Here is a 22,974-nt window from a genome sequence, read left to right as displayed (position 1 = left end):
CGGCTCATCGTGCATCCGCCCTGCGGCAGGTTTACACCCGGCCCAAAGGGGCTACTATTTCGACACACCTCGCCTCCACATGTCCCCGGGACTGCGCCCATGCGACTATCCGATTTCATCACGCAACACGCGGACCGCATCGTCGATGAGTGGGAGCAATTCGCCAAAACCATCACGCCCGCAGCCGAATTCCTGGATCGAGTGGCCTTGCGCGACCACGCCAAGGCTATTTTGCTGGCGGCCGCGCGCGACATGGCGAAGCCCCAGAGCGCCAGTGAGCAAATGGCCAAGGCCAGGGGGGAAGGCCCGGAGAAAACCCCGAGCCTCGATAAAGCCGGTGCCAGCCATGGCGAGTTGCGGCATACCGTGGGGTTCGATCTGGTACAGATGACCAGCGAATTCCGTCACCTGCGTGCCTGTGTGATTCGACTGTGGGTCGACAGCCTGGAATCACCGGACATGGCGTACTTCCAGGACATGATCCGGTTCAACGAAGCCATTGACGAAGCCCTCGCCGAATCCACCGCCGCCTATGCCGAACAGGTCAATCGTTCGCGGGATATCTTTCTGGCGATTCTTGGCCATGACCTGCGCGCGCCGTTGCAAGCGGTGAGCATGTCCACCGAATTGCTGATGCGCAAAACGTCGTTGGAAGGCGATGCGCTGACCTGCGCCAACAACATCAAGCGCGGCACGCGGCACATGGCGGCGATGGTCAATGATTTGCTGGAACTGGTGCGCAGCCGCCTGGGCAAAAGCCTGCCGATAGACCCGGCGCCCACGGACCTGGCTGCCGTGGCGCAAGCGGCGATAGCCCAAGCCTGCGCAGGAAACCCGGAGTGCGATCCGACGTTAAAAGTAGCGGGGAATATGCAAGGCGTCTGGGATGCCGCGCGGCTGAGCCAGTTGCTGCAAAATCTTATCGGCAATGCATTGCAGCATGGCTCGACCAAAGGCGCTGTAACGGTGACGCTCAACGGTGAACCCGACACCGTTCACCTCGCGGTACACAACTACGGCGAACCGATTGCCGAGAAGGACATCGGCACGATCTTCGATCCATTGGTGCGTAGCGCCGACGAAGAATTGGGCCACCCGTCCACCAGCCTCGGTCTGGGTTTGTTCATCGTCAAGGAAGTGGTGGATGCGCATGGCGGGACGGTCGGGGTCAGTTCGAACGAAACAGATGGAACGCTGTTTACCGTGACGTTGCCAAGAAAGGTTTAGGGATATTGTGGAGAAGTCCCACTTGTGGCGAGGGGATTTATCCCCGTTCGGCTGCGAAGCAGTCGTCAATCCGGACAATTCAGTCTTTCAGTCTGTTTGGCCAGGAGCCGGGCCGCTTCGCGACCTTACGGGGATAAATCCCCTCGCCACAGATTTCTTGCCCGACTGAAGATAAATGAACGGCATTACGTACCAGCGCGACGCCTCACTATCAGTTCTGCTAGTTCCCAGCTGTTCCTGGTCGAGTCAGACTCAGAGCATTGCTCCAAGTCCCCTACCAAGAAAGGCTTCGCCATGCCCAACTTACCTTCTGTTAACCAGACTCACACAATCCTGCTGGCCCCCGACGACAAAAACTCGATACACACCGAACTCGCGGGGGGCCAGCGCAATTCCATCGCTTATGCCCCCTATGGCCACCAGTCCGCGCAGCAGGAAATAGCCTCGCATTTGGGGTTCAATGGTGAATTGTGCGAAAGGAAAATCGGTTGGTATTTCCTGGGTAAAGGCTACCGCGCTTACAACCCCATACTGATGCGATTCCATAGCCCGGATAGTTGGAGTCCGTTTGGGAAGGGTGGGTGGAATGCGTATATGTATTGCGACGGGGATCCGAGGAATTTTGCGGATCCGACGGGGCATTCTTTATTCAGTTTTATTAAAAATCTTCCATCCGCACCACTCCCTAAATTTAAGCTCCATAACCCCTTCAGATCGAAAGAAACCAATCCCTCCAACTCAGTAGCTCGGGTAGAAGCAGATACACCTCGTGAGGTCGTCAACCAACGTAATAGGTCGCCATCTGTTTCGTCAAACAGAGTGGCTGACGTAGCAGGTGCAGGTAAGGACGTCGTTAATCAACGTAGTAGGTCACCATCTGTTTCGTCAACCGGAGCGGCTGACGACGCAGGCGCAGTTAAGGAGGTCGTCACGTCACATCCTGTTGAATCGCCCCTAGCAGTTGCCACTCAGGTGCTTCCAAAGCCTTCTCCGGAATTAGTTGATTTGATAACGACACTCCGCTCGCTCACCCCCGCGGAGCGCGCGGAACTGCAAAGACAACTCGCTCAAAAGGACCAATTTGCCGCCAACAAAGACACCTTCCGCGAAGACATGCATAGAATAAGACGGTAGAGCCGTCCTTCAACAGGTTCGGTGGAGTAATGCAAAAAGCGTCACTCCACCACCAACCGCCCCAACCGCTGCTTCAACATCCGGTTCTCCGCCCGCAACTGCTGGACCTCTTCAAGCAAATCCAGCGCCAAGGCAACCCCTTCCCAGTCCAGTTCCAGGTCATGGCGCAGTTTGGCGGCGCGTTTGGCCAGGGTCAGTTCGTAATCGGTGAAACGCCAGTCCTTGGGCACGGCGCCCTGAGGTTCGAGGATGCCGTGCTCGACGATTTCGATCACGTAGACGTCCGACAGATCGGTCGCCTCACAGAATTCCGCCAAGTCCAGTTGAACGATCAGGGGGTTGCTCATGACGGGCTACTCCATGTCTGGGATCAGAAATTTTCTCTGGGGTCGAACGCGGCTTTCTTCGCCAGTTCCTGCCACAAGGCCTTGATGTCGTCGTCGGATTTTTTCGGCATGACGGCCTTCAGTTGCACGAACAGGTAACCCCGCTCGCCCGACTTGTTCAATAACCCGTGGCCCTTGGCGCGCATGCGCTGGCCGTTCTGGCTGCCGGCCGGGACCTTGAGGTTGATCTTGCCGGTCAGGGTCGGCACGGCGACTTCAGTGCCCAGCGCCAGCTCCCACGGTGCCAGCGGCAGCGTGATGATCAGGTTTTCGCCTTCGACGTCGAATTTCGGGTGCGGCGCAAAACGAATCGTCAGGTACAGATCGCCGTTGGCGCCACCGCCGACGCCCGGTGCGCCCTGGCCCTTGAGGCGGATGCGCTCGCCGTCGGTCACGCCGGCGGGGATCTTCACGTTGAGGCTTTTAGGGGTGTTGCTGACGTGCTGGCCGGCCGCGTTGTATTGCGGTACCTGAAAGGTGACCTTCTTCGATTCGTTCGACAGGGTTTCTTCGAGGAAAACCCCCAGTTCCATTTCCACGTCCTGCCCTCGACGCCCGCTGCTGCGACGCGACTGTCCACCACCACCGAAACCAGGGCCTCGGTTACCGAAAATCGAACTGAAGAAGTCCGAGAAATCGCCAGTGTCCTGGCCACCGCCGCCGAAACCGCCACGGCTCTGCCAGCCCGGTGGTCCCTGGAATGGCTGGCCATGCTGGCCGTAGCGGCGCAGGTCGTCGTATTCGGCGCGCTTGTCGGCGCTTTTCAGCGCTTCATAGGCTTCGGACGCGTCCTTGAACCTGGATTCGGCGTCCTTTTCCTTGCTGACGTCGGGGTGGTATTTGCGCGCCAGCTTGCGATAGGCGGCCTTGATCGCCTTGTCGTCTGCCGTCGGCTCCACACCGAGAATCTTGTAATAGTCTTTGAAGTCCATCGCGGGAATCACCATCCGTTATCGAAATCGCGCCACCTGCCACAGCATGCGCTTGATTGCAGCGCAGGGGTTGACCGATCTCAAGGTTGTGACCGGGCGGCGCATCAGAAGTTTATCGGCAGCGGACGGGGCGACTTGTGCTCGCCTCGGGGCTGTCCGGTTGATGCAGGGTAGTTTGGGGGTGATGGCACTTCTTTCAAGCGTTGAACGGCAAGATTTAGCAGATAACCGGCCTTCGATTCTGTGCCGCACTGGCATACACTGCGCGGCCGTTTTTTAACCGGAACTCGAAAGACATGAAAAACGCATCTCCAGCCCGTGCCGTGGGTATCGACTTTGGCACATCCAACTCCACCGTCGGCTGGCTGCGCCCCGGCATGGAAACGCTGATCGCGCTGGAGGACGACAAGATCACCCTGCCCTCGGTGGTCTTCTTCAACCTGGAAGAACGCCGCCCTGTGTACGGCCGGCTGGCGCTGCACGAGTACCTGGAAGGCTACGAAGGCCGCCTGATGCGCTCGCTCAAAAGCCTGCTGGGTTCCAAGCTGATCAAGCACGACACCAGCGTCCTGGGCACGGCGATGCCGTTCAAGGACCTGCTCGGACTGTTTATCGGCCAACTCAAGAGCCGCGCCGAAGCCGCCGCCGGTCGGGAATTCGAAGAAGTGGTGCTGGGCCGCCCGGTGTTCTTTGTCGATGATGATCCGATGGCGGACAAGGAAGCCGAAGACACTCTGGTGGATGTGGCGCGCAAGATCGGCTTCAAGGAAGTCTCGTTCCAGTTCGAACCGATTGCGGCTGCTTTCGACTACGAGTCGACCATCGAGAAAGAAGAGCTGGTGCTGATCGTCGACATCGGCGGCGGTACGTCCGACTTCTCCCTGGTGCGCCTGTCGCCCGAGCGTCGGGGTGTGGATAACCGTCACGAAGACATCCTGGCCACTGGCGGTGTGCACATCGGCGGGACCGATTTCGACAAGCAACTGAGCCTGCAAGGCCTGATGCCGCTGTTCGGCTACGGCAGCCGGATGAAGAGTGGCGCCTACATGCCCACCAGCCACCACATGAACCTGGCGACCTGGCACACCATCAACTCGGTGTATTCGCAGAAGTCGCAACTGGCGTTGGGCAGCATGCGCTACGACATCGAAGACACCGGAGGCATCGACCGCCTGTTCAAGCTGATTGAACAGCGCGCCGGGCACTGGCTGGCCATGCTGACGGAAGAAACCAAGATCGAGTTGACCTATTGCGACAGCCGCCTCGTCCCCCTGGATCGCATCGAAGCCGGTTTGAGCGTGGAGCTGACCCGTGCGCTGTTCGAATCGGCCATCGGCAATCTGCTGGAGCGCGTGCGCAACAGCGTGAGCCAGTTGCTGGCCGATGCCAACGTGCAGGTCGGTCAGGTGGACACGGTTTTCTTCACGGGTGGTTCGAGCGGGATTCCGGCGCTGCGTAACAGCATCTCGGCCATGCTGCCGAATGCGCGGCATGTGGAAGGGAACATCTTTGGCAGCATTGGTAGTGGTTTGGCCATTGAAGCGGCGAAGCGCTACGGCACGATGGACTGATTCGAAACCCTGTGGCGAGGGGATTTATCCCCGTTCGGCTGCGCAGCAGTCGTTGCTTTTTTGTTTTGGGGGGCGCTACGCACCCCAACGGGGATAAATCCCCTCGCCACAATTAGATCAGCATCAAACCATCCCGACCTGCTTCAACTCGCTCTTCAGGTACGCGTAATAAATCGGCCCCGCCACCACCCCCGGCAGGCCGAACGCGGCTTCGAACACCAGCATCGCCAGCAGCAACTCCCACGACTTGGCACTGATCTGCCCGCCGACGATGCGCGCGTTGAGAAAGTACTCCAACTTGTGGATCACGATCAGGTAACCCAGCGCCGCCACAGCCACCCAGATCGACAGCGACAGGCCGACGATGGTGATCAGGGTGTTCGACATCAAGTTGCCGATCACCGGCAACAGGCCGAGCAGGAAGGTCAGGACGATCAGGGTCTTGGTCAACGGAAGCTTGATGCCGAGCATCGGCAGCACAACAGCCAGGAAGATCCCGGTGAAGAAGGTGTTGAGCAGTGAAATCTTGATCTGCGCGAACACGATATTGCGAAAGGCCTGGACCAGCAGGTGCAGACGATCGAACAACGCGGCGGCCAAAGGCTTGCGCTTGGTCAGGTCCGGCACGCGCTGCAAGGCAATGATCGCGCCGAGTACCATGCCGATCAACAGCGTCACAAACATGTGTGCCGCGTCCTTGCCTACCAGCTGCAAGTCACTGAGGTGTTTACTGATCCACTCGCCAATCGCCACACGAAACTCGGCGGCACTGGCCGGCAGGTAGGCGTCGATGAAGGGTGGCAGTTGCCCGCGAGCGCGGTCGACCACGCCCATGAACTTGTCGAGAGAAGCGCCGGGGTTTTCCGCCTCGTGCAGCAGAAAGCTGAAGGCACCGGCAAAGATCAGCGCCAGGACACTGACAATCAAGGTCCCTAACAATGCCACCGCGAGCCAGCGCGCGCGCCGACCTTCGATCAGCCGTTGCAACTGCGGGGTGAGCATGTTCACCAGCTCGAACACCAGCAACCCGGCCAACAGACTGGGCAACAACCGCAGTGGAATCACCAGCAGCAACCCGCCGAAAATGATGACCCAGCTGATGACCAGCAACACTTGACGCTGAGAAAACGTTGGCATACAGCCTCAAAACGAACGGCGTAAAAGGATTGGCAGTCTGCCAGCGATCCGGTGTCAGCACTAGAGATTGTGTGGGACGACCTTGGTCGGGGTTCCGATCAAGATTTGCAGCGCCCTTACCCGCCCCTTCGCGAGCAGGCTCGCTCCCACATTTGTCCTATGAACACACATCCACTGTGGGAGCGAGCCTGCTCGCGAAGAGGCCCTCTCAACCACCACAGAACCCCGATCAATGCCTATTTTTTCTTCAGGCACTCACTCATGAACGCCTTGCGCGCATCGCCCTTGAGGGCCTTGGTCGCCGCGTCGGCATTGCAGGTTTTCATTTTCTCTTGCTGCGGAGTCAGGGCTTTACCGGCATCGTTTGCTGCCGGTGCCGCCTTGAGGCAATTGCTCATGAAGGCCTTGCGCTCGTCGCCCTTGAGGCTTTTTGCGGTAGCGTCGGCGTTGCAGGTGGTCATCTTGTTCTGTTGTTCAGTGGCGGCAAAGCCCTGGGCGCAGAGCAGCAAACCGATCATCAACAAAGGGGCACGCAACATCTTCATGGAGTTTTCTCCTTGTTGCCGCACCGAGGGGAACGGCCTCGCAGTGCAGTGTAGTCAACAGCCGTTACACCTTCCTGCTCTCCAAATGGCTGCGTCGATACTGCTCCGGCGTGCATCCGGCCTGGCGCTGGAACATAGCAATGAACGCCGAGCCTGTGCTGTAGCCCATGTCGAAGGCGATTTCCTGAATGCTGCGATGGCTGTCCAGCGCTTCGAGGGCGGCGAGAAACCGCAGGCGTTGGCGCCATTCGCCGAAGCTCATGCCCAACTCGCGGACAAACTGCCGTGCCAGGGTGCGCTCGCTCACATGAATGTGCGCCGCCCAATCCGCCAATGGCCGGTTATCGCCAGGCTCTTTCTGCAGGGCTTCGAGAATGCCATGCAAACCGGTACTGCTGGCGTAGGGGAGGTAGCACTCATGCACGGGGGCCTGTTGCAACTGATCCACCAACACCTGGGCCAGGCGCTGGTCCGCGTCGCGCTCGGGAATTTTCACATCCCGGGCGGCGAAATCCTTGAGGATGGCCTTGAGTATGTCGCTGATGGCCAGGGTGCAGGCTTGCGATGGCAGATCACGGCAAAGGACCGGCGCGAGGCAGACCGCGCGATAGTTGATCGGCTGGTTGCTGTAGAAGCTGTGCTCGGTCTCGGGTGGCACCCACACGGCGTATTGCGGCGGTGACATGAAGCGGCTGCCACCGATCTCCATGTGCAGCACACCATGGGCCGAATATTCCAGGGTGCCCCACGGATGCCGGTGCGCTGAAGCGAAGCGGTGCGCATCAAAATCGGCGTAGCGGAAGTAAACCGGGGCCGGCAGTTCGCTGAAATCCAGCAGGTCGATGTGTTGACTGGTCATGCTGTCCGGAATCAAGGGTGAGTTGTCTGGATCGAAGTATAGGCTTGTATCCGGACAGAGGATAATTGGCCCTCATTAACGTTCTGGTTTTCCCCGATGCAATACGCTTATCCCCTGCTGGCCATTTTTATCTGGGCCGGCAACACCGTGATCACGAAAATGTCTGCCGGGGCGATCTTCCCCGCGGAGATCGGTTTTTACCGCTGGCTGCTCGCCGGACTGCTGTTCACGCCCTTTATGCTCAAACCGGTGATCGCCCACTGGCCGGCAATCCGACCGCACCTGGGCAAGATTTTCATTCTCGGCGTGCTGGGCATGGCGGTCTATCAGAGCCTGGCGTACTTCGCCGCGGCCCTGACCACGGCCACCAACATGGGCATCATCCTGTCCCTGATGCCGTTGATGTCGCTGGCCATGGCGATCATCAGCCTCGGCCAGCGCCTGACCGCCGGCGCACTGGCGGGTGCAGTCCTGTCGTTCGCCGGAGTCTTGGTGGTGGTCTCCTCCGGCAGCCTCGACGTGCTGTTGGAGCACGGGGTAAACCTGGGTGATGCGATGATGCTGGTCGCCACGCTGGCCTATGCGGTCTACAGCACACTGCTGAAGAAATGGCAGCTGAAATTACCGCCGCTGGTGTTGCTATATTTGCAGGTACTGGTGGCGGTGGTGGTGCTGTTTCCGTTATTCCTCGTTTCACCGAAGACCGGCCTGACCCTGCAGAACATGCCGCTGGTGCTATACGCCTGCTTGCTGGCTTCGATGCTGGCGCCGCTGGCGTGGATGCAGGCCGTGGTGCGTCTGGGGCCGAGCCGGACCACGCTGTTTTTCAATTTGCTGCCGGTGATGACTGCCTTGATTGCGGCGCTGGTGTTGCATGAGCAATTGGCGAAGTATCACCTGGTGGGCGGAATATTGACCTTGGGTGGGGTGATTCTTTCCGAGCGCTGGACCACGGTATTAGGGCGGGCATAACCGTTGTGGCGAGGGAGCTTGCTCCCGTTCGGCGGCGCAGCCGCCGCAAAATCAAACGCTGCGGTGTGTCAGAGGGAGTCGAGTGACAGGATTTGGGGCTGCTACGCAGCCCAGCGGGAGCAAGCTCCCTCGCCACAGGCGGTCTAAAGCCCTGCCGCTTCAAGCCTCGCCGCATGTTCGACAAACAGCCTCACCGGCTCGGCCCCCTTTCCCACCAACCCCAACGACTGATTGACGATGTCGAAGTGGTCCAGCGGGTAATCATCGCCAATCACCGTCCCCAGATGCGAGCTGTAGCGTCCGACCATCCCGTCGCAATGCCCGGCTTCGCGCACAAAGGTCCTGGCGAACAGCCGGCAACTGCGGTTGGTGCCATCGAGCAGGTTGAGTCCGCGATTGGTCTTGCCCGGCTGCAAAATGCCAGACCAGGAGTAATAACGCACGCCATTGACCTCTTCCGCCCCCTGCCCGCCCCAGGTCTCGGGCAGCCCTTGTGGATAACGCTGATTGAACAGCGCCACGCCTTCGGTGGTGAGTGAGTGGTGGGACGCGTGGATATCCACAGACAGTTTAGGTCCGCGATACCCGGTTTCCAGCAGGCTCATCAACGCGCCGATCAGACGCAGCAAAAAACTCAGCAGCCGGCCACGGACACTGTCATGTGGATAATGTTTGTGCAGGTAGTCGGCGAGTTCCGAACCATGATTCGGCCCCGCCACCGACGTCACCGACGCGACCTGGTCGGGTCGCTTGGCGGCAGCATACCGAGCCGTCAGCGAACCCTGGCTATGGCCTATCAAATTGACCTTCTCGGCCCCGGTTTCGCGCAAAATCTCTTCTATCCGCGCCAGCAACTGCTCACCGCGCACCTCGTTGGAGTTGAGCGGCGAGACCTGCACCGCAAACACCACTGCACCGCCCTGGCGCAGCGCGGAAATGATCCCGTACCAGTACGGATACAGCAGCAAGCGCACAAATCCGAGCATTCCCGGGACCAGCACCAACGGATAGCGCGGGGCGAAACCTTGCGACATGGGCGAACATCCTTGTGATCGAGGGTTGTAAGTGAGCGTTGAAGCAAGGCGGGATGCAAGACATCCGCCAAGCTAAGCCAGCGAACATGACAACTCGACGACCAGTTTAAGACATCCACCCTACTTCAACCCCACTACCCCCGCCACGATCAGCCCGACCGAGAGCAACTTGACCGCGCTCAGGCTTTCACCCAGCAACGCAAACCCGAGAAATACCGTGCCCAACGAACCGATGGCAGTCCAGATCGGGTAGGCGATGCTCACCGGCAACTCGCGCATGGCCAGTGTCAGGAAGTACACCCCGCCCACTGCGGCCACCACGGTGATCAGCGACGGCCACAGGCGGGTGAAGCCCTCGGCGTACTTCATGCCCATGGCGAAGGTGACTTCGAACCCGGCGGCGATCAGCAAGAACAGCCAGGCCATCTAGAACTCCCTGGCCAGCGCCAGCAAACGCTGTTCGGCCTCGGCGGCGGAAACCTCGAAGGTGCGTGCCTCGGACTCTTCGCCCTCGGCGGCGACCACTGTGACATCGGTGATACCAATAAAACCCAATGCCGTTCGCAACAAGGGATCGGCGTGATTCATGGCTTCCAGCTCGCCACCCGGACCAAAACCGAAGCCGCCGCGACTGGTGATGATCAGTGCTTTTTTGCCCCGCACTAGCGGTTCGTATTGGGCGATACCGTTGTCGAGCGTGTGATTGAAGGTCAACCCAAGCCGCACGATCTGATCGATCCAGGCCTTCAAGCCGCTGGGGACGCTGAAGTTGTGCATCGGCGTGGAAATCACCAGCAAGTCATGGTCCAGCAACTCGCCGACCAGTTCATCGCTGAACGCCAGGTCGGCCTGCATCGACAATGGCCGGGCATCGGGTTCAGGGTAGAAAGCGGCCGCCACGAAGGCTTCATTGACTGGCGGAATCAGCGCCCGCCCGACTTCGCGGCGGGTCAGCTGTGCGTGGGGATTACGCGCCTGCCAGGCTGACAAAAACACTTCGGACAAACGTCGGGAGTGCGAGCGCTCACCACGTGGACTGGCATGAATGGCAAGAATTTTACTCATCTGAATCTCCTCGGAGCTAAACTAAAACTGCTTGTGGCTTGCAGCTTGAAGCTCGCAGCTGCCCCTATTCAACTGAACAAAAATCAGTCTGGATGAATCCATTTCATCCATGGAGCATTCAATGTTTGCCTCGCTACCGCTGACCGCCCTGCGCGCCTTCGAATCCGCTTCACGCCTGCTGAGCTTCAAGGCTGCCGCCGAAGAACTGTCGGTGACCCCGACGGCGGTGTCCCATCAAATACGCTCGCTGGAGACGTGGCTCGGCGTGCCCTTGTTTGAACGCTTGCCACGTCAGGTACGCCTGACCGTCTGCGGCGAACGGCTGTTCCACAGCCTGCATGGCGCTTTTCTGGAAGTGGCGCAAAGCGTCGACACCCTGCGCCCGCAACGCAGCGGCACGAACCTGACGATCTCCACCACCGCCGCCTTCGCCGCCCTGTGGCTGGTGCCTCGCCTGGGGCGCTTTTACGCCCGCCATCCAAACATCAGCCTGCGTCTCGATACCCATTGCGAAGTCATCGATCTGCATCAGGACGCCAGCGTCGATCTGGTGGTGCGCTACAGCCTCGATGACTATCCGAACCTGTATGGATTGTGCCTGTTCGACGAATCCTTCGGCGTCTATGGCTCACCAGAACAAGTGAGCCTGGCCACCACTCGCACGCCAACGCTGATCAGCGTGCGCTGGCACAACTCCAAGCTCTATGCCCACGGCTGGGAGGCCTGGTGCGCACAGGCTGGCGAGACCTGGCTGACCGGCCAGCCCGCCGTGCGTGAATACGATGAAGAGCATTACGCCCTGCAAGCAGCGATCGCCGGGCAAGGTCTGGTGCTGGCGAGCAACATTCTGGTATCCGAAAACGTTGCCAGCGGTGTGCTGGTGCCTTATCGGGGCGATGTGCAGGTGGATGGCGCCGGATACAGCGCACTCTGTGTACCGGGGCGTGAGCGACATCCTCCGGTTCGAGCGTTTTTTGCGTGGTTGCGAGAAGAAGCACTTGGCTCGGGACAGGCCGTGCGTTGAGCTTCAAAGATAAGTCACTCGACATTTAGATATAAAAGATTGAGCACCTCTCCATTAAAAATACAACCCGAAAACCTGATAGATAGAAAACAACTCAACATCTAACACTTCACCTATATTTAAAGTTACAAACCTTAAATGGACTTTTTATCGGAGAAAATTAATCTAAAACCGTAACCAACCGGTTGCTTACACAATCAAGTAAAGGACTACTCACATGTTTTTGGAACAACGACTCGAATTTGTCGACTCCCTTCCATCGTTACCACTGATCACAATGCCACGGGCATTCTCCGGCACGTCTGGAGACCAGCCAGCATACGATATAAACAAACCAAACGCCAGCGCATTGCCTGGCACAATCGATGTGTTTATGCTTGGTGTTTCGCAACAACTGATGGAGGATGTCAACATCTGCAAACTAATAATGCAAAGGGACGCAGATAGATTATATCCGAATGACACCCAGTTATTTGAATGGTACAAACACTATGTTACTGGCTTGAGCAAGCTGGGCTGGATCATTCAAGCCAAGGACATTCAAGAGACCACTATCCGAAGAGTTGGACTGACGATGGATCAGGTTGCCCTGGAAATTGCCAAGGGGTTGATTGGTGCAAATAGTGCTCAAATCCTCGCAAACGTCGGCAAACAGGCAGTAGAGGCGGCACAGAAAAATCCTCGAGCCATCGATATTTTTAATCGAAATTCCAAGCTTGGAAAACAAGCCAAGTTCGACATCGCTCCCGTTTGGGTTGATGGTAACGGACAAGCGAACATGGTCCTTAACTGCATATCCCTCGACGCAAGGGAAAGCACCCGTGGCGTCCTGTTCTGGAAATCCACAAGGCAATCCACCACCATCAAGACCGGGGCCGTGCGGACATACCTGGACAACCGCGTGTTCTCTGGCATTCGCGAACTGCTGTATAGGAAATTCAGCAAGCAAGCTGAAGATTTTATTGAGGGGCTAAACTTCTAAGTCAACACAAACTGCAAACTAATACACTTAAACACCAAACCAGAGTCCCAGCCATCATGGACACATCCCCGTTTGATATTTACCTGATAAGAGGCAATATAACTATTTTCTGTGGCACCCACACCGAAGACTTTAAAAAAGACATTTTGCATTCCAGCCTGTTGGGCGACCTCGCTTCAGGGTCGAAACACTCACACTGCGAACTTTCGTGGTCCGAATATGTATCCACGGTCAACAAATTAGGCTGGATCACGAAGAGCCGAGAGTTGAAGCGTTGCGAATTCTCCGCGAAAAGCCTGTTACAGGCAGTGGAAACATGTGCAGAGGTTTCCCTGACAAAAGACGAAAAACAAGCATTACTCAATGCCTTTTTGCAGCTAAGTAAACCGCCCACCCAATCGCCTGTTATCAACATAATTCTGGATAAACTTCGAACCAATACATTTGATCCAGGCGTAAAAATCAAAGCCATCGCTTCAAAACAGACACCGGTAGCCACTTCAACCCGGTTAACCATTGTTCGCAACAATGCCAGCATCATTAGCCTGCGGATTGCATTTCAAGCAAATGATGGAATCAACGCTGATGTTCTGAACCAGCCTGTCCTCAGCTCCATCAAGGACGGAAAATCCAACATGTGGTTATTGGTGAGTTCGCTGGATGCGCGTGAGTACGACAAAATCAGAGCCGCTGTCATAAAAAAAATCGGCAATCACATCAACACAGATGTGCTGCACGTTCCAACACCTACCCTTGCTGGCTGAGAATCTGCCGCAATTTATGCTTGATCGCTCTGGGACTTGTTCTGCGGTAGTGATCAAGCATTTTCAACCCACCTCAGTTTCTCACCGTCTTAGGCGCCTTGCCCGCTTTCATCTGCTCCAGCAACGGCGCGCACTGATTCGGCTCGCCGCCGCTCGGCGCCACCAGTGCCAGCAACCCTGCCGCGGGTGCCGCGATCACCCCCAGCGCCACCATCCCGGCGCCGCGCAACATCAAGGGTACGGCTTTTACCCCGGCATCGGGCTTGATGAACTTGCCCCGCACGTAAAGCGGTGAACGCAATGAAATCAAACGCCAACCCTTGGATTCCGGGGTAATGGTCAGGTCCAGTTGCTCGGTCGCCATGTTCGCCGTGCCATCGACATAGACAATGGCGTTTTCGGTGTCGAAGACGAACAGCCGCGTGGTTGCCAGACCGCTCTTGATGTCGAAGTCGGCCGCTGCGCAGTTGATCTTCACTTCCTTGTCGCCAAAGATCCTGCCCACTACGTAGTTGCCGACGTTCAACCCGGCCAGCTCCATCAACTCGCGACTGATCGCCCCATCGTTGATCAGCATTTTCAGATTGCCATTGGCGCTGCCCAGCAATTTGGCCACCGAATTGCCGCGCCCGGTGATGTCGGCATCACCATTAAGCTCGCCGAAACTGGTTTTCATCGGCTCGAAGGTCGGGAACAACTGCTTGAGCTTGAAACCGCGCGCGGTGAGCTTTGCGTTGCCTTCCAGGGGGTCAGTGCGACCGTTCAGGCGAATTTGCGCGTCCAGCTTGCCCCCCGCCACGCCGAATCGCAGCGGTTCGAGGCTAAGCACGCCATCCGTGAGCACCAAGTGTGTATAGAGGTCGTTGAACGGCAGTTTTTCACTGTGGACGATGCGTTTGCCGGTGAACTCGACATCGGCGTCCATATCGCGCCAGCGCTCGGTCTTGAACGCTTCGACCGGCAGCACCTTGTCCGCCGGCTGCTTGCTCTCTGCGCCACGGGTCTTTTGCTTGGCATTGGAGTCGGCGCCGATCAGCGGCGCCAGATCGGTAAACAGCAATTGATTGGAAATCAGTGAACCACTGAGCTTCGGTCGCGGCTGGCTGGCGACATAACTCAAGTTGCCATGGATATCGCTGGCGCCGATCTTGCCGTTGAACGCTTCATAGCGGAAGACTGCGCCCCCCGGCTCATGTAACCGGGCTATCAGGTGACCGTCGGTGGCGTACGGCGGCGTATCCGGCAGGGTCACGCCGGTCAGCGGGTAGAGATTGCCCAGGCTGTTGCCGGCCAGCTTCAGGCGCAAGTCCAGGGCACCCAGGTTCATCGGGTCCGTCAGGGTACCCGCCAGTTCGACGCTGGTGTCGGCGATCTTCACCTGGGCCTGCAGCGGAAACGGCCGCGCCGCGTCCTGCAGGGCCAACAGACCTCCGACTTTGCCCTGCCCCGCGAGTTTCTGACCGTGATACTGACCTTTGACCTTCAGGGCAAAGGCGTAGTCCTGCGGTGATGCGCCTTTCTCCCGAGCGGCTTTCGCGGTCTTGTCGCCGACAATCTCGCTGAACGGAACCGGTTTGCCCAGCGGGTCGATCAACACGTCGAGCTGGGTCTTGAGGCTTTGGTCGTCGAGGGTGACATGGCCTTTGTCGAAACCGATTGCACCGATATCCATCACCCAGGGTGATGGTTCGGCGTTCGGGTCCTTCGGATCGAACTTGAAAATCCAGTTGGCGCGGCCGTCGGCCAGGCGTTGCAGTTCGGCATTGGGTTCTGTGAGGTCGATACGCGGAATCACCACACGCTGTGCCAGCAAGGCCAGGGGTGAGATGCGCAGCTCGACGCGTTTGAGGCTGGCCATCTGTGGCGCCTTCGACCAGTCCGGATTGCCCAGGCTCAAATCTTCGGCCACCACGTGCGGCCACGGTACCCAGGCTCGCCAGCCGCCCTCATCAAGCTCGCGGCGCCAGACCACCGCCAGGTTGCCGTTGATAGCGAATGGACGGTGCAACTCTTCAGAAACTTTGGCATTGAGCGACGGTTTGATCCGGTTCCAATCAAAGAACACGATGATCAGTACCAGCACCGCCAGCAGCACAACCAGGCTGGTGAAGGTCCAGGCGAGAGTTTTACGAGTGCGCGTCATTGCACAGGGCTCCTGATACGACTGAGCGCCCGGACTGCGACGCACATGAAAAACGCTGGGCCAGAACCGGCCCGCTATGGAATCTACGACTGGAAAACCGCGCGCAGGTTTAATCGAAAAACCGATATTGCCGCAATCAACCACTCGATTGTCGCCCTTCCTTCCTACCCTGCGTTACCGCACCCGCACTTTTGCGTGGCGCAAGTGAGTCGAAAATACCCACCTCGGTGCACCGCAAAGCCCCGGTTTACAAGGCCTGCAGAGAACAATCAATTCCGTTGATTATTAACATTGCGTTTATGAACTTTTATATCGACTTATCGAGAGTAGCATTGCCTTCGTACCCAATTTATCGCCCTCCCACGGAGCACCCGATCATGAAACGCCAGTTACTACTCAGCCTTACTCTCTCTATGTTGGCCAGCACTGCTTTCGCACTGCCGGCCGCTGACCAGGCTACTCCGCAAGTCAAAGACAGCCACTCGGTATTCAGCCAAACCGTCGCCGCCGATGGTTCCGACCGTACTCCAGGCCAAACCCTTGCCGAAGGTGGTAACGATCGCCTGAAAGAAAAAGGCCTGATCACCGAAGATGGCTACGATCAAACCCCACAAGGTCAAACTGTTGCCGAAGACGGCTACGACCAGACCCCACAAGGTCAGACTGTTGCTGAAGACGGCTACGACCAGACGCCTCAGGGTCAAACCGTTGCCGCTGACGGCTCGGACCGCACCCCAGGTCAAACCCTCGCCGAAGGTGGTGGTGACCGCGTGATCGAACGCAACAGCACCATGAGCTAACCCCATGGTGGCCCTGAAAAAAAGCCCAATCACCGGATTGGGCTTTTGATTTTCTGGCTCCTCGCTTTATAGACGCCATACCTCCCCCACTGGAACGCCGTATCCCCGTTCGACGCCGGCAAAGCTGATTTGCTAGAGTGCGCCGCTCTCCTTCTTCAGAAAACACCCCTGCAATGCTGCCCCGCGCCGAACAGAAGCAACAAACCCGCAACGCCCTGATGGACGCTGCCCGCCACTTGATGGAAGGTGGCCGAGGATTCGGCAGCCTGAGCCTGCGCGAAGTGGCGAAAACCGCCGGGATTGTCCCGACCGGTTTCTACCGGCATTTCGCCGATATGGATGAGTTGGGCCTGGTGCTGGTCAGCGAGGTCGGCCAGACCTTCCGTGAAACCATCCGTTTGGTGCGGCACAACGAATTTGTCATGGGCGGCATCATCGATGCGTCGGTGCGGATTTTTCTCGATGTGGTCAGTGCCAACCGTTCGCAATTTCTGTTTCTTGCCCGCGAGCAGTACGGCGGTTCGCTCCCGGTGCGTCTGGCCATCGGCCGTTTGCGCGAAGATATCAGCTCGGACCTGGCTGCCGACCTGTCGCTGATGCCAAAGCTGCAACACCTGGACATCGCCGACCTGAGCGTGATGGCGGACCTGATCGTTAAAAGCGTGTTCGCCACCTTGCCGGACATCATCGATCCGCCAGCCGAGGCATTGCCTGAACATCTGACGCCTCAGGCGAAGATTACCCAGCAGTTGCGGTTTATCTTTATCGGCCTCAAGCACTGGCAAGGTCTCGGCAGCACTGAGTAACCCGCCTCTCCTCCTGGCTGCACACAATTCCCTGCTCGCGAAAGCGGTCGTCCACTCACCATCAAGGTAACCGACCTGCCCCATTCGCGAGCAGGCTCGCTCCCACAGAAAAGCCAAACCGCCTCACGCTGGTGCAATACAAAATCCTTTTGCACCAACATCACTCAAACCCACGCCCTACCAAGCCTCGACCTACGCGTCCCTCAGGCATTTCCTACACACCACCCCGGTTGGCAAGCCCCTTGCTCTAGCCTGAGCATTGTCCATTGCTGGAAGCTTTCCGATGCTGGTGATTCATCGCAGAATCGACCCTCAACCCGTCTGGGCCGCCGAGTTGCACCTGACGTTCGAAGCCCGGAGCAAAAGCCGTTTGCGCTGTTTCAGTGCCGAAGGTGAAGACGTCGGCTTGTTTTTGGAGCGCGGTCAATCGCCACTGTATGACGGCGAATGCCTGCAAGCCGAAGACGGGCGCATCGTCCGCGTTTGCGCCCGCCCGGAACAGCTGCTGCACGTCACCTGCGCCAACGCTTTCGAATTGACCCGAGCCGCCTATCACCTGGGCAATCGCCACGTTGCCTTGCAGGTTGGCGACGGCTGGCTGCGCCTGCTCGATGATTACGTACTCAAGGCCATGCTCGAACAACTTGGCGCCACTGCCGAAAGCATCGAAGCGCCATTCCAGCCGGAGCACGGCGCCTATGGCGGCGGCCACCATCATTCGCGCCATGGCGATGAAGACTTCAACTACCCGCCCAAACTGCACCAATTCGGCGTGCGCCCATGAACCCCGCCTGGGCGCTGCTGCGTCTGGCCAGTCCGCAATTGCCGATCGGCGGCTACAGCTATTCGCAGGGTCTGGAAATGGCGGTGGAGAACGGTCGGGTGCACGATCCGGACAGCGCGCGGCGCTGGATCAGCGATCAGTTGCTGCTCAATCTCGCCCGCTTCGAAGCCCCGCTGCTGCTTGCCCATTGCATGGCCGCTTTCGAGGAAAACTGGAGCGGACTGCTACAACGCTGCGAAGAACACCGCGCCAGCCGGGAAACCCGTGAGTTGCATCAGGAGAGCCGGCAGATGGGCTATTCCCTGCAACAACTGCTCTACGGTTTACCGGAGTTGGACGCAACGGCACGCGCCTTTCTCGCACAACGCCCCGAACCGCACTTGGCCCTGGGTTGGGCACTGGCCGCCCGCGCCTGGCAGATCAGTCCACAGGACGCACTCGCCGCGTGGCTCTGGAGCTGGCTGGAAAACCAGTTGGCGGTATTGATGAAAACCCTGCCGCTGGGCCAACAAGCTGCCCAGCGCCTGACCAGCGAATTGCTCCCGTTGTTGCAGCAAGCTCAGCAGAACGCCACCACCATCAACACCGAACACTATGGCAGCGCCGCTTTCGGCCTGTCCCTGGCGTGTATGGCCCACGAGCGCCAGTACAGCCGTCTGTTTCGTTCCTAGGCCCCTTGTTTTGGCCGCTCTATTCTGGAGAACCACATGAACACACAACCCCTGCGCGTCGGCATCGGCGGTCCGGTCGGCTCCGGTAAAACCGCCCTGACCCTGGCCCTGTGCCTGGCCCTGCGCGATCGCTACAACCTGGCCGTCGTGACCAACGATATCTACACCCGCGAAGACGCCGATTTTCTGGTGCGCAACCAGGCTCTGGCGCCAGAGCGGATCATTGGCGTGGAAACCGGCGGCTGCCCGCACACGGCGATCCGCGAAGACGCCTCGATCAACCTCGAAGCCGTGGATCAGCTGAACCGCCGTTTTCCCGGCCTGGATCTGATTCTGGTGGAGTCCGGTGGCGACAACCTGTCGGCGACCTTCAGCCCTGAACTGTCGGACCTGACCATCTATGTGATCGACGTTTCGGCCGGCGACAAGCTGCCACGCAAGGGCGGACCGGGGATCTGCAAGTCCGATTTGCTGGTGATCAACAAAATCGACCTGGCGCCGCTGGTAGGCGCGTCGCTGACCCTGATGGACAGCGACACCACGCGCATGCGCAACGGCAAGCCGTTCGTCTTCAGCAACCAGAAAACCGGTCAGGGCCTGGAAGAAATCATCGCCTTCATTGAACGCCAGGGCCTGCTGACCGCGGCCTGAACCCCTTATTCACAAGGAAGCTTATCCATGACACTGAAACGTATCCTGGGCGCCCTGGCCCTTCTGTTGACCCCGGCTATCGCCTTCGCCCACCCGGGTCATGGCGACAATGGATTGATCGCCGGCATCAGCCATCCGATCGGCGGCCTCGACCACTTGCTGGCGATGCTCGCCGTCGGTCTGTGGGCAGCGCAACAGAAAGGCGCGGCGCGTTGGGCGCTGCCGTGCACTTTTGTCGGCACCATGCTGTTTGGCGGGCTGCTGGGTTTTGAAGGCCTTAACCTGCCGGCACTGGAAAGCGGGATCGCCGCGTCCGTGTTGGCGTTGGGTCTGGCGGTGGCCCTGGCGGTGCGTCCGCCGCTTAGCATGGCAGTTACCGCAACAGCGCTGTTCGCGCTGTTCCATGGCGTGGCACATGGGTTGGAGCTGCCGGATATGTCCAGCCCCTGGGCGTATGCAGCAGGTTTTGTCGCGGCGACGGCAGCGTTGCATGCAGTCGGTTATGCCGTGGTGCGGGTCTTGCCGCAAGCGGCGGCTCCGCTGGTTCGGCTGGCGGGCGCGGCTTCGGCGGCGACTGGGGTCTGGTTGTTGGCGGGTTGATACCCCAGCGCCCGTAATGGCCTCTTCGCGAGCAGGCTCGCTCCCACAGGGGGACGCATTCCAAATGTGGGAGTGAGCCTGCTCGCGAAGAGGGCCTGACAGACACCGCGTCCCTCAGGCCTGCTAACATGTCGCGCAATCAAACCTGCCGTGACGACGCCAGCCAATGCCGCATGTTCCTCGCTCCGCCTCCCAGCCTGAACTGACCGCTCTGTTCACTTCGGTGCAACAGCACTTCCAGGACGTGATCGTGCCACTCTGGCAAGGACCCGGCTGGAATGCCGACATGGCGTTGCCCTATGAGGCATTGGACGCCGAACACCAGCCGCTGCCCCCGCAGCGTTACCGGGCCATGGCCTGCGCACGGCAGTTGTATCTCTTCGCCAGCCTGATCGGTCAGGTACCGAACGCGGAAGAACGTGCCGCTGCCCTGTTCCGTTCCCTGCAACGGCATTTTCACGACGCCGAGCACGGCGGCTGGTTCTACAGCATCGATCCGCACGGAGCGCCGCTGGATCAGCGCAAAGACCTCTACACCCACGCTTTCATCCTGTTCGCCTGCGCCCATTACTGGGACAAAGTCCGCGAGCCGCTGGTGGAGTCGGTGCTCAACGCCGCCCTGGAAGTGATCGCACGGCGTTTCGCCACTGGCGACGGCCTCTACGAAGCCTGCCTCGATCGTGACTGGAGCACCCTGGAAACCGGCCCGCTGCAGAACCCGTTGATGCACTTGGCCGAAGCCTTCCTCGCCACATTATCCGTGCGCGAAGACCTCGCCGTACAACGTGCGCTCGTAGAGTTATGCACAGCCATGCAGAAGGGTTTTATCGATCCGAAATACGGCGTGTTGATGGAGAAACCGCTGGGCGCTGTGGATAACTGGTTTGAACCGGGCCATCAGTTCGAATGGTATTTCCTGCTGGAGTCTTCTGATTTGCTGCGCGGCTCGAAACTGCACGCTTCGCTGGAGCGCGCGTTTGCCTTCACCGAGCAATTAGGTGTAGATCAACAGACCGGTGCCGTGCGGGCCATGCTCGACCTCGGGCCGAATGGCGGCTCTCGAGATGCTACCCAGCGAATCTGGGCTCAGGCCGAGTACCTGCGCGCGTTGACGCTGCGCCCGGACAGCGAAGCCACGGTATTGCGTCAATTGCAGGCGTTGCAGCAGCGATCGCTGCACCCAGGCGGGTGGTACGAGTGCCGTGACGAGCACGGCGAAGTGAGTCGTCGGGATATGCCGTCGACCACGCCTTATCACCTGGCGACCTGTTATCGCGGGCTGGCCGACTATCTGCGCTGATAAATAAATCGCTTTCGCGAGCAGGCTCACTCCCACATTGGAATGCCCCCCTGTGGGAGCGAGCCTGCTCGCGAATAGCCGTTACGCGTTCTTGCTACCACTGCGATCAATCGCAAACCCGGCCCAACTCTGGCTGACCGGCATCAACTCCAGGCTGTTGATGTTGATGTGTGCCGGGGCATTGAGAATCCAGAAAATGGTGTCGGCGATGTCCTGCGGCTGGATCGGTTCGGCACCGGCGTAGGTGGCGTTGTAACGCTCCTGATCACCGCCAAAACGCACCAGTGAAAACTCGCTCTCGCACAGACCCGGCTCGAGGTTGCTGACCCGCACGCCGGTGCCTTGCAGATCACAGCGCAGGCTCAGGGAGAACTGCTGGACGAAGGCCTTGGTCCCGCCATACACATGGCTGCCCGGGTACGGATAATTGCCGGCGACGGAACCCAGGTTGACGATACCGGCGCCACGACCGTGGGCAATCAGGCGCGGGAGCAGCAAGCGCGTGCTGTACATCAGGCCCTTGATGTTGGTATCGACCATGGTGTCCCAGTCGTCCAGGCTGCACTTGGGCGCCGGATCAGCTCCCAAGGCCAGGCCTGCATTGTTGATCAGCCCGCGCAACTTGGCGAAAGAGGGTGGCAGGTTGGCAATGGCTTCTTCCATGGCCTTGCGGTCACGCACATCGAGCACCAGGCCATGCACCTCGGTCTGCTTCGACAGCTCGGCACACAGTGCGTTGAGGCGTTCTTCACGACGACCGGTCAGCACCAGTTTCCAGCCGGCCTCGGCAAAACGACGGGCACAGGCTTCACCAAAACCGGAGGTCGCGCCGGTAATAAACAGGGTGTTGGACATCGTGTTCTCCTTGCTTGGACTGAGGGTCAGCCATTGGAATAGAAAATCAGCAAGCAGCATGCCCGGCCTTGTCCACAGCGGCAACCACTGCCAAACCTGTACAAAAAACGACCACCCCACGCAAAACCTTGTAAACCGTGGCTTGCAGCCAGGTGCGCGCATCTTATCCACAGCCCCATCCACACATTCCGGGGGCAAGTCGAAATGCTGCAAGCCGCTATCCACAAGGCTTAGCGAGGGATTACAAAACTTTTTCGCTTGACCCTCGTCGTCCTGCCGTGTAGCCCATGGCCATTTTCTCGACCAGCCGGTCAAACCGACGGTGGCCGCAAGCCAGTAACTACGGCCTTAAGCCGAGTCTTTCCAGAGTTTAACCACAGACTTATCCACAGGCTTGCCCACACCCGTTTGCAGCAGTTTCACCCCAAGAAAATAGTTGACAAATCCGGCCTCAAGACGCGCAAAAGCGCCTGCTCAAAAAACAACCACAACGCTGAAAGCCACGAATTCAGAGGCTTCCAGCCAGCTACACCCACGTTATTCACAGCCAGTTCCACAGCAAACGGGGACAAGTCAAAACCGTGACAAAACAACTATTTGCAGCGGCTTTATGTCGCGCTTTGGGAGCTTGCGAATATTGTTTTCCACAATTTCCCGAGACCGCACGACCGCCCACTGTGGGAGCGAGCCTGCTCGCGAAAGCGGTCTGTCTGCCACATCCATATTGACTGT

General features: G+C 58.7%; 24 protein-coding genes. 14 read left to right on the top strand and 10 right to left on the bottom strand.

What is annotated here, in order from left to right:
* The first annotated feature begins 99 nt into the window (after window positions 1-99).
* Window positions 100-1,227, top strand: coding sequence for a sensor histidine kinase (locus ACW9HW_RS11570; protein ID WP_457399927.1), 1,128 nt, complete (start codon window positions 100-102; stop codon window positions 1,225-1,227).
* 294 nt (window positions 1,228-1,521) lie between these two features.
* A complete protein-coding gene (locus ACW9HW_RS11565) occupies window positions 1,522-2,361 on the top strand; it encodes an RHS repeat-associated core domain-containing protein (protein WP_457399925.1) in 840 nt (279 codons plus the stop codon).
* Between the two features lie 41 nt (window positions 2,362-2,402).
* Here ACW9HW_RS11565 and ACW9HW_RS11560 read toward each other — a convergent pair whose 3' ends face one another.
* On the bottom strand, window positions 2,403-2,708 hold the full coding sequence (locus ACW9HW_RS11560; RefSeq protein ID WP_457399923.1) for a chaperone modulator CbpM: 306 nt from the start codon (window positions 2,706-2,708) through the stop codon (window positions 2,403-2,405).
* Window positions 2,709-2,731: 23 nt separating this feature from the next.
* Window positions 2,732-3,679 carry a DnaJ C-terminal domain-containing protein gene (locus ACW9HW_RS11555; protein WP_457399921.1) on the bottom strand — a complete coding sequence of 316 codons (948 nt, stop codon included), beginning with the start codon at window positions 3,677-3,679 and terminating at the stop codon, window positions 2,732-2,734.
* 296 nt (window positions 3,680-3,975) lie between these two features.
* Here ACW9HW_RS11555 and ACW9HW_RS11550 point away from each other — a divergent pair, with 296 nt between their 5' ends.
* Entirely contained in the window at window positions 3,976-5,250 is a 1,275-nt protein-coding gene (locus ACW9HW_RS11550; RefSeq protein ID WP_457399918.1) for an Hsp70 family protein, read from the top strand.
* A 123-nt stretch (window positions 5,251-5,373) separates the two neighbouring features.
* Here the strand turns inward: ACW9HW_RS11550 and ACW9HW_RS11545 are convergent, their stop codons facing one another.
* The 3 genes from ACW9HW_RS11545 to ACW9HW_RS11535 all read right to left on the bottom strand — a co-directional run bounded on the left by ACW9HW_RS11545 (window position 5,374) and on the right by ACW9HW_RS11535 (window position 7,791).
* Window positions 5,374-6,387, bottom strand: a complete 1,014-nt coding sequence (locus tag ACW9HW_RS11545; protein ID WP_137807119.1) for an AI-2E family transporter — start codon at window positions 6,385-6,387, stop codon at window positions 5,374-5,376.
* A gap of 236 nt (window positions 6,388-6,623) precedes the next feature.
* Window positions 6,624-6,932, bottom strand: a complete 309-nt coding sequence (locus ACW9HW_RS11540) for a PsiF family protein (RefSeq protein ID WP_095192088.1) — start codon at window positions 6,930-6,932, stop codon at window positions 6,624-6,626.
* A 64-nt stretch (window positions 6,933-6,996) separates the two neighbouring features.
* Complete coding sequence (locus ACW9HW_RS11535) at window positions 6,997-7,791, bottom strand: AraC family transcriptional regulator (protein ID WP_457399916.1); 795 nt, start codon at window positions 7,789-7,791, stop codon at window positions 6,997-6,999.
* 96 nt (window positions 7,792-7,887) lie between these two features.
* On the opposite strand from ACW9HW_RS11535, the gene ACW9HW_RS11530 reads away from it, so the two are divergent.
* Window positions 7,888-8,763: a DMT family transporter gene (locus ACW9HW_RS11530; RefSeq protein WP_457399914.1), complete on the top strand. Its 876-nt coding sequence runs from the start codon at window positions 7,888-7,890 to the stop codon at window positions 8,761-8,763.
* Between the two features lie 143 nt (window positions 8,764-8,906).
* Here the strand turns inward: ACW9HW_RS11530 and ACW9HW_RS11525 are convergent, their stop codons facing one another.
* The 3 genes from ACW9HW_RS11525 to ACW9HW_RS11515 form a co-directional block, all read right to left on the bottom strand.
* Window positions 8,907-9,797, bottom strand: a complete 891-nt coding sequence (locus ACW9HW_RS11525; protein ID WP_457399912.1) for an esterase/lipase family protein — start codon at window positions 9,795-9,797, stop codon at window positions 8,907-8,909.
* Between the two features lie 120 nt (window positions 9,798-9,917).
* On the bottom strand, window positions 9,918-10,223 hold the full coding sequence (locus ACW9HW_RS11520) for a DMT family transporter (RefSeq protein WP_095192092.1): 306 nt from the start codon (window positions 10,221-10,223) through the stop codon (window positions 9,918-9,920).
* Window positions 10,224-10,862: an FMN-dependent NADH-azoreductase gene (locus ACW9HW_RS11515; RefSeq protein ID WP_095192093.1), complete on the bottom strand. Its 639-nt coding sequence runs from the start codon at window positions 10,860-10,862 to the stop codon at window positions 10,224-10,226.
* A gap of 109 nt (window positions 10,863-10,971) precedes the next feature.
* Between ACW9HW_RS11515 and ACW9HW_RS11510 the strand changes: the two genes are divergently transcribed.
* The 3 genes from ACW9HW_RS11510 (at window position 10,972) to ACW9HW_RS11500 (ending at window position 13,632) form a co-directional block, all read left to right on the top strand.
* Window positions 10,972-11,886: a LysR substrate-binding domain-containing protein gene (locus ACW9HW_RS11510; RefSeq protein ID WP_457399910.1), complete on the top strand. Its 915-nt coding sequence runs from the start codon at window positions 10,972-10,974 to the stop codon at window positions 11,884-11,886.
* A gap of 217 nt (window positions 11,887-12,103) precedes the next feature.
* Window positions 12,104-12,868, top strand: a complete 765-nt coding sequence (locus ACW9HW_RS11505; RefSeq protein WP_457399908.1) for a hypothetical protein — start codon at window positions 12,104-12,106, stop codon at window positions 12,866-12,868.
* 56 nt (window positions 12,869-12,924) lie between these two features.
* Window positions 12,925-13,632 (top strand): hypothetical protein, encoded by a 708-nt coding sequence (locus tag ACW9HW_RS11500; RefSeq protein ID WP_095192096.1) that lies wholly within the window; start codon window positions 12,925-12,927, stop codon window positions 13,630-13,632.
* Between the two features lie 73 nt (window positions 13,633-13,705).
* Here ACW9HW_RS11500 and ACW9HW_RS11495 read toward each other — a convergent pair whose 3' ends face one another.
* Window positions 13,706-15,775 carry an AsmA family protein gene (locus ACW9HW_RS11495; RefSeq protein ID WP_457399906.1) on the bottom strand — a complete coding sequence of 690 codons (2,070 nt, stop codon included), beginning with the start codon at window positions 15,773-15,775 and terminating at the stop codon, window positions 13,706-13,708.
* Between the two features lie 377 nt (window positions 15,776-16,152).
* Between ACW9HW_RS11495 and ACW9HW_RS11490 the strand changes: the two genes are divergently transcribed.
* From ACW9HW_RS11490 to ACW9HW_RS11460, 7 genes are all read left to right on the top strand, one after another.
* On the top strand, window positions 16,153-16,575 hold the full coding sequence (locus ACW9HW_RS11490) for a hypothetical protein (RefSeq protein WP_095192098.1): 423 nt from the start codon (window positions 16,153-16,155) through the stop codon (window positions 16,573-16,575).
* 173 nt (window positions 16,576-16,748) lie between these two features.
* On the top strand, window positions 16,749-17,381 hold the full coding sequence (locus ACW9HW_RS11485; RefSeq protein ID WP_095192099.1) for a TetR family transcriptional regulator: 633 nt from the start codon (window positions 16,749-16,751) through the stop codon (window positions 17,379-17,381).
* A gap of 283 nt (window positions 17,382-17,664) precedes the next feature.
* Window positions 17,665-18,165, top strand: coding sequence for an urease accessory protein UreE (ureE, locus tag ACW9HW_RS11480; protein WP_095192100.1), 501 nt, complete (start codon window positions 17,665-17,667; stop codon window positions 18,163-18,165).
* A complete protein-coding gene (locus ACW9HW_RS11475; protein ID WP_095192101.1) occupies window positions 18,162-18,836 on the top strand; it encodes an urease accessory protein UreF in 675 nt (224 codons plus the stop codon). The genes ureE and ACW9HW_RS11475 overlap by 4 nt, the downstream gene beginning before the upstream one ends.
* 36 nt (window positions 18,837-18,872) lie before the next feature.
* A complete protein-coding gene (gene ureG / locus ACW9HW_RS11470; RefSeq protein ID WP_077045358.1) occupies window positions 18,873-19,487 on the top strand; it encodes an urease accessory protein UreG in 615 nt (204 codons plus the stop codon).
* A 27-nt stretch (window positions 19,488-19,514) separates the two neighbouring features.
* Window positions 19,515-20,087, top strand: a complete 573-nt coding sequence (locus ACW9HW_RS11465; RefSeq protein ID WP_457399904.1) for a HupE/UreJ family protein — start codon at window positions 19,515-19,517, stop codon at window positions 20,085-20,087.
* 166 nt (window positions 20,088-20,253) lie between these two features.
* Complete coding sequence (locus ACW9HW_RS11460) at window positions 20,254-21,387, top strand: AGE family epimerase/isomerase (protein WP_095192102.1); 1,134 nt, start codon at window positions 20,254-20,256, stop codon at window positions 21,385-21,387.
* A gap of 81 nt (window positions 21,388-21,468) precedes the next feature.
* Here the strand turns inward: ACW9HW_RS11460 and ACW9HW_RS11455 are convergent, their stop codons facing one another.
* A complete protein-coding gene (locus tag ACW9HW_RS11455; protein ID WP_095192470.1) occupies window positions 21,469-22,242 on the bottom strand; it encodes an SDR family oxidoreductase in 774 nt (257 codons plus the stop codon).
* Window positions 22,243-22,974 lie beyond the last annotated feature (732 nt).

Source organism: Pseudomonas sp. SDO5532_S415 (assembly GCF_054071155.1).
This window is presented reverse-complemented; position numbering and strand designations above follow the sequence as displayed.

What these genes read in the sequence shown, in the direction of transcription:
- ACW9HW_RS11570 (WP_457399927.1), top strand. Translation starts at nt 100, where the DNA reads ATGCGACTATCCGATTTCATCACGCAACACGCGGACCGCATCGTCGAT.
- ACW9HW_RS11565 (WP_457399925.1), top strand. Translation starts at nt 1,522, where the DNA reads ATGCCCAACTTACCTTCTGTTAACCAGACTCACACAATCCTGCTGGCC.
- ACW9HW_RS11560 (WP_457399923.1), bottom strand. Translation starts at nt 2,708, where the DNA reads ATGAGCAACCCCCTGATCGTTCAACTGGACTTGGCGGAATTCTGTGAG.
- ACW9HW_RS11555 (WP_457399921.1), bottom strand. Translation starts at nt 3,679, where the DNA reads ATGGACTTCAAAGACTATTACAAGATTCTCGGTGTGGAGCCGACGGCA.
- ACW9HW_RS11550 (WP_457399918.1), top strand. Translation starts at nt 3,976, where the DNA reads ATGAAAAACGCATCTCCAGCCCGTGCCGTGGGTATCGACTTTGGCACA.
- ACW9HW_RS11545 (WP_137807119.1), bottom strand. Translation starts at nt 6,387, where the DNA reads ATGCCAACGTTTTCTCAGCGTCAAGTGTTGCTGGTCATCAGCTGGGTC.
- ACW9HW_RS11540 (WP_095192088.1), bottom strand. Translation starts at nt 6,932, where the DNA reads ATGAAGATGTTGCGTGCCCCTTTGTTGATGATCGGTTTGCTGCTCTGC.
- ACW9HW_RS11535 (WP_457399916.1), bottom strand. Translation starts at nt 7,791, where the DNA reads ATGACCAGTCAACACATCGACCTGCTGGATTTCAGCGAACTGCCGGCC.
- ACW9HW_RS11530 (WP_457399914.1), top strand. Translation starts at nt 7,888, where the DNA reads ATGCAATACGCTTATCCCCTGCTGGCCATTTTTATCTGGGCCGGCAAC.
- ACW9HW_RS11525 (WP_457399912.1), bottom strand. Translation starts at nt 9,797, where the DNA reads ATGTCGCAAGGTTTCGCCCCGCGCTATCCGTTGGTGCTGGTCCCGGGA.
- ACW9HW_RS11520 (WP_095192092.1), bottom strand. Translation starts at nt 10,223, where the DNA reads ATGGCCTGGCTGTTCTTGCTGATCGCCGCCGGGTTCGAAGTCACCTTC.
- ACW9HW_RS11515 (WP_095192093.1), bottom strand. Translation starts at nt 10,862, where the DNA reads ATGAGTAAAATTCTTGCCATTCATGCCAGTCCACGTGGTGAGCGCTCG.
- ACW9HW_RS11510 (WP_457399910.1), top strand. Translation starts at nt 10,972, where the DNA reads ATGGAGCATTCAATGTTTGCCTCGCTACCGCTGACCGCCCTGCGCGCC.
- ACW9HW_RS11505 (WP_457399908.1), top strand. Translation starts at nt 12,104, where the DNA reads ATGTTTTTGGAACAACGACTCGAATTTGTCGACTCCCTTCCATCGTTA.
- ACW9HW_RS11500 (WP_095192096.1), top strand. Translation starts at nt 12,925, where the DNA reads ATGGACACATCCCCGTTTGATATTTACCTGATAAGAGGCAATATAACT.
- ACW9HW_RS11495 (WP_457399906.1), bottom strand. Translation starts at nt 15,775, where the DNA reads ATGACGCGCACTCGTAAAACTCTCGCCTGGACCTTCACCAGCCTGGTT.
- ACW9HW_RS11490 (WP_095192098.1), top strand. Translation starts at nt 16,153, where the DNA reads ATGAAACGCCAGTTACTACTCAGCCTTACTCTCTCTATGTTGGCCAGC.
- ACW9HW_RS11485 (WP_095192099.1), top strand. Translation starts at nt 16,749, where the DNA reads ATGCTGCCCCGCGCCGAACAGAAGCAACAAACCCGCAACGCCCTGATG.
- ureE (WP_095192100.1), top strand. Translation starts at nt 17,665, where the DNA reads ATGCTGGTGATTCATCGCAGAATCGACCCTCAACCCGTCTGGGCCGCC.
- ACW9HW_RS11475 (WP_095192101.1), top strand. Translation starts at nt 18,162, where the DNA reads ATGAACCCCGCCTGGGCGCTGCTGCGTCTGGCCAGTCCGCAATTGCCG.
- ureG (WP_077045358.1), top strand. Translation starts at nt 18,873, where the DNA reads ATGAACACACAACCCCTGCGCGTCGGCATCGGCGGTCCGGTCGGCTCC.
- ACW9HW_RS11465 (WP_457399904.1), top strand. Translation starts at nt 19,515, where the DNA reads ATGACACTGAAACGTATCCTGGGCGCCCTGGCCCTTCTGTTGACCCCG.
- ACW9HW_RS11460 (WP_095192102.1), top strand. Translation starts at nt 20,254, where the DNA reads ATGCCGCATGTTCCTCGCTCCGCCTCCCAGCCTGAACTGACCGCTCTG.
- ACW9HW_RS11455 (WP_095192470.1), bottom strand. Translation starts at nt 22,242, where the DNA reads ATGTCCAACACCCTGTTTATTACCGGCGCGACCTCCGGTTTTGGTGAA.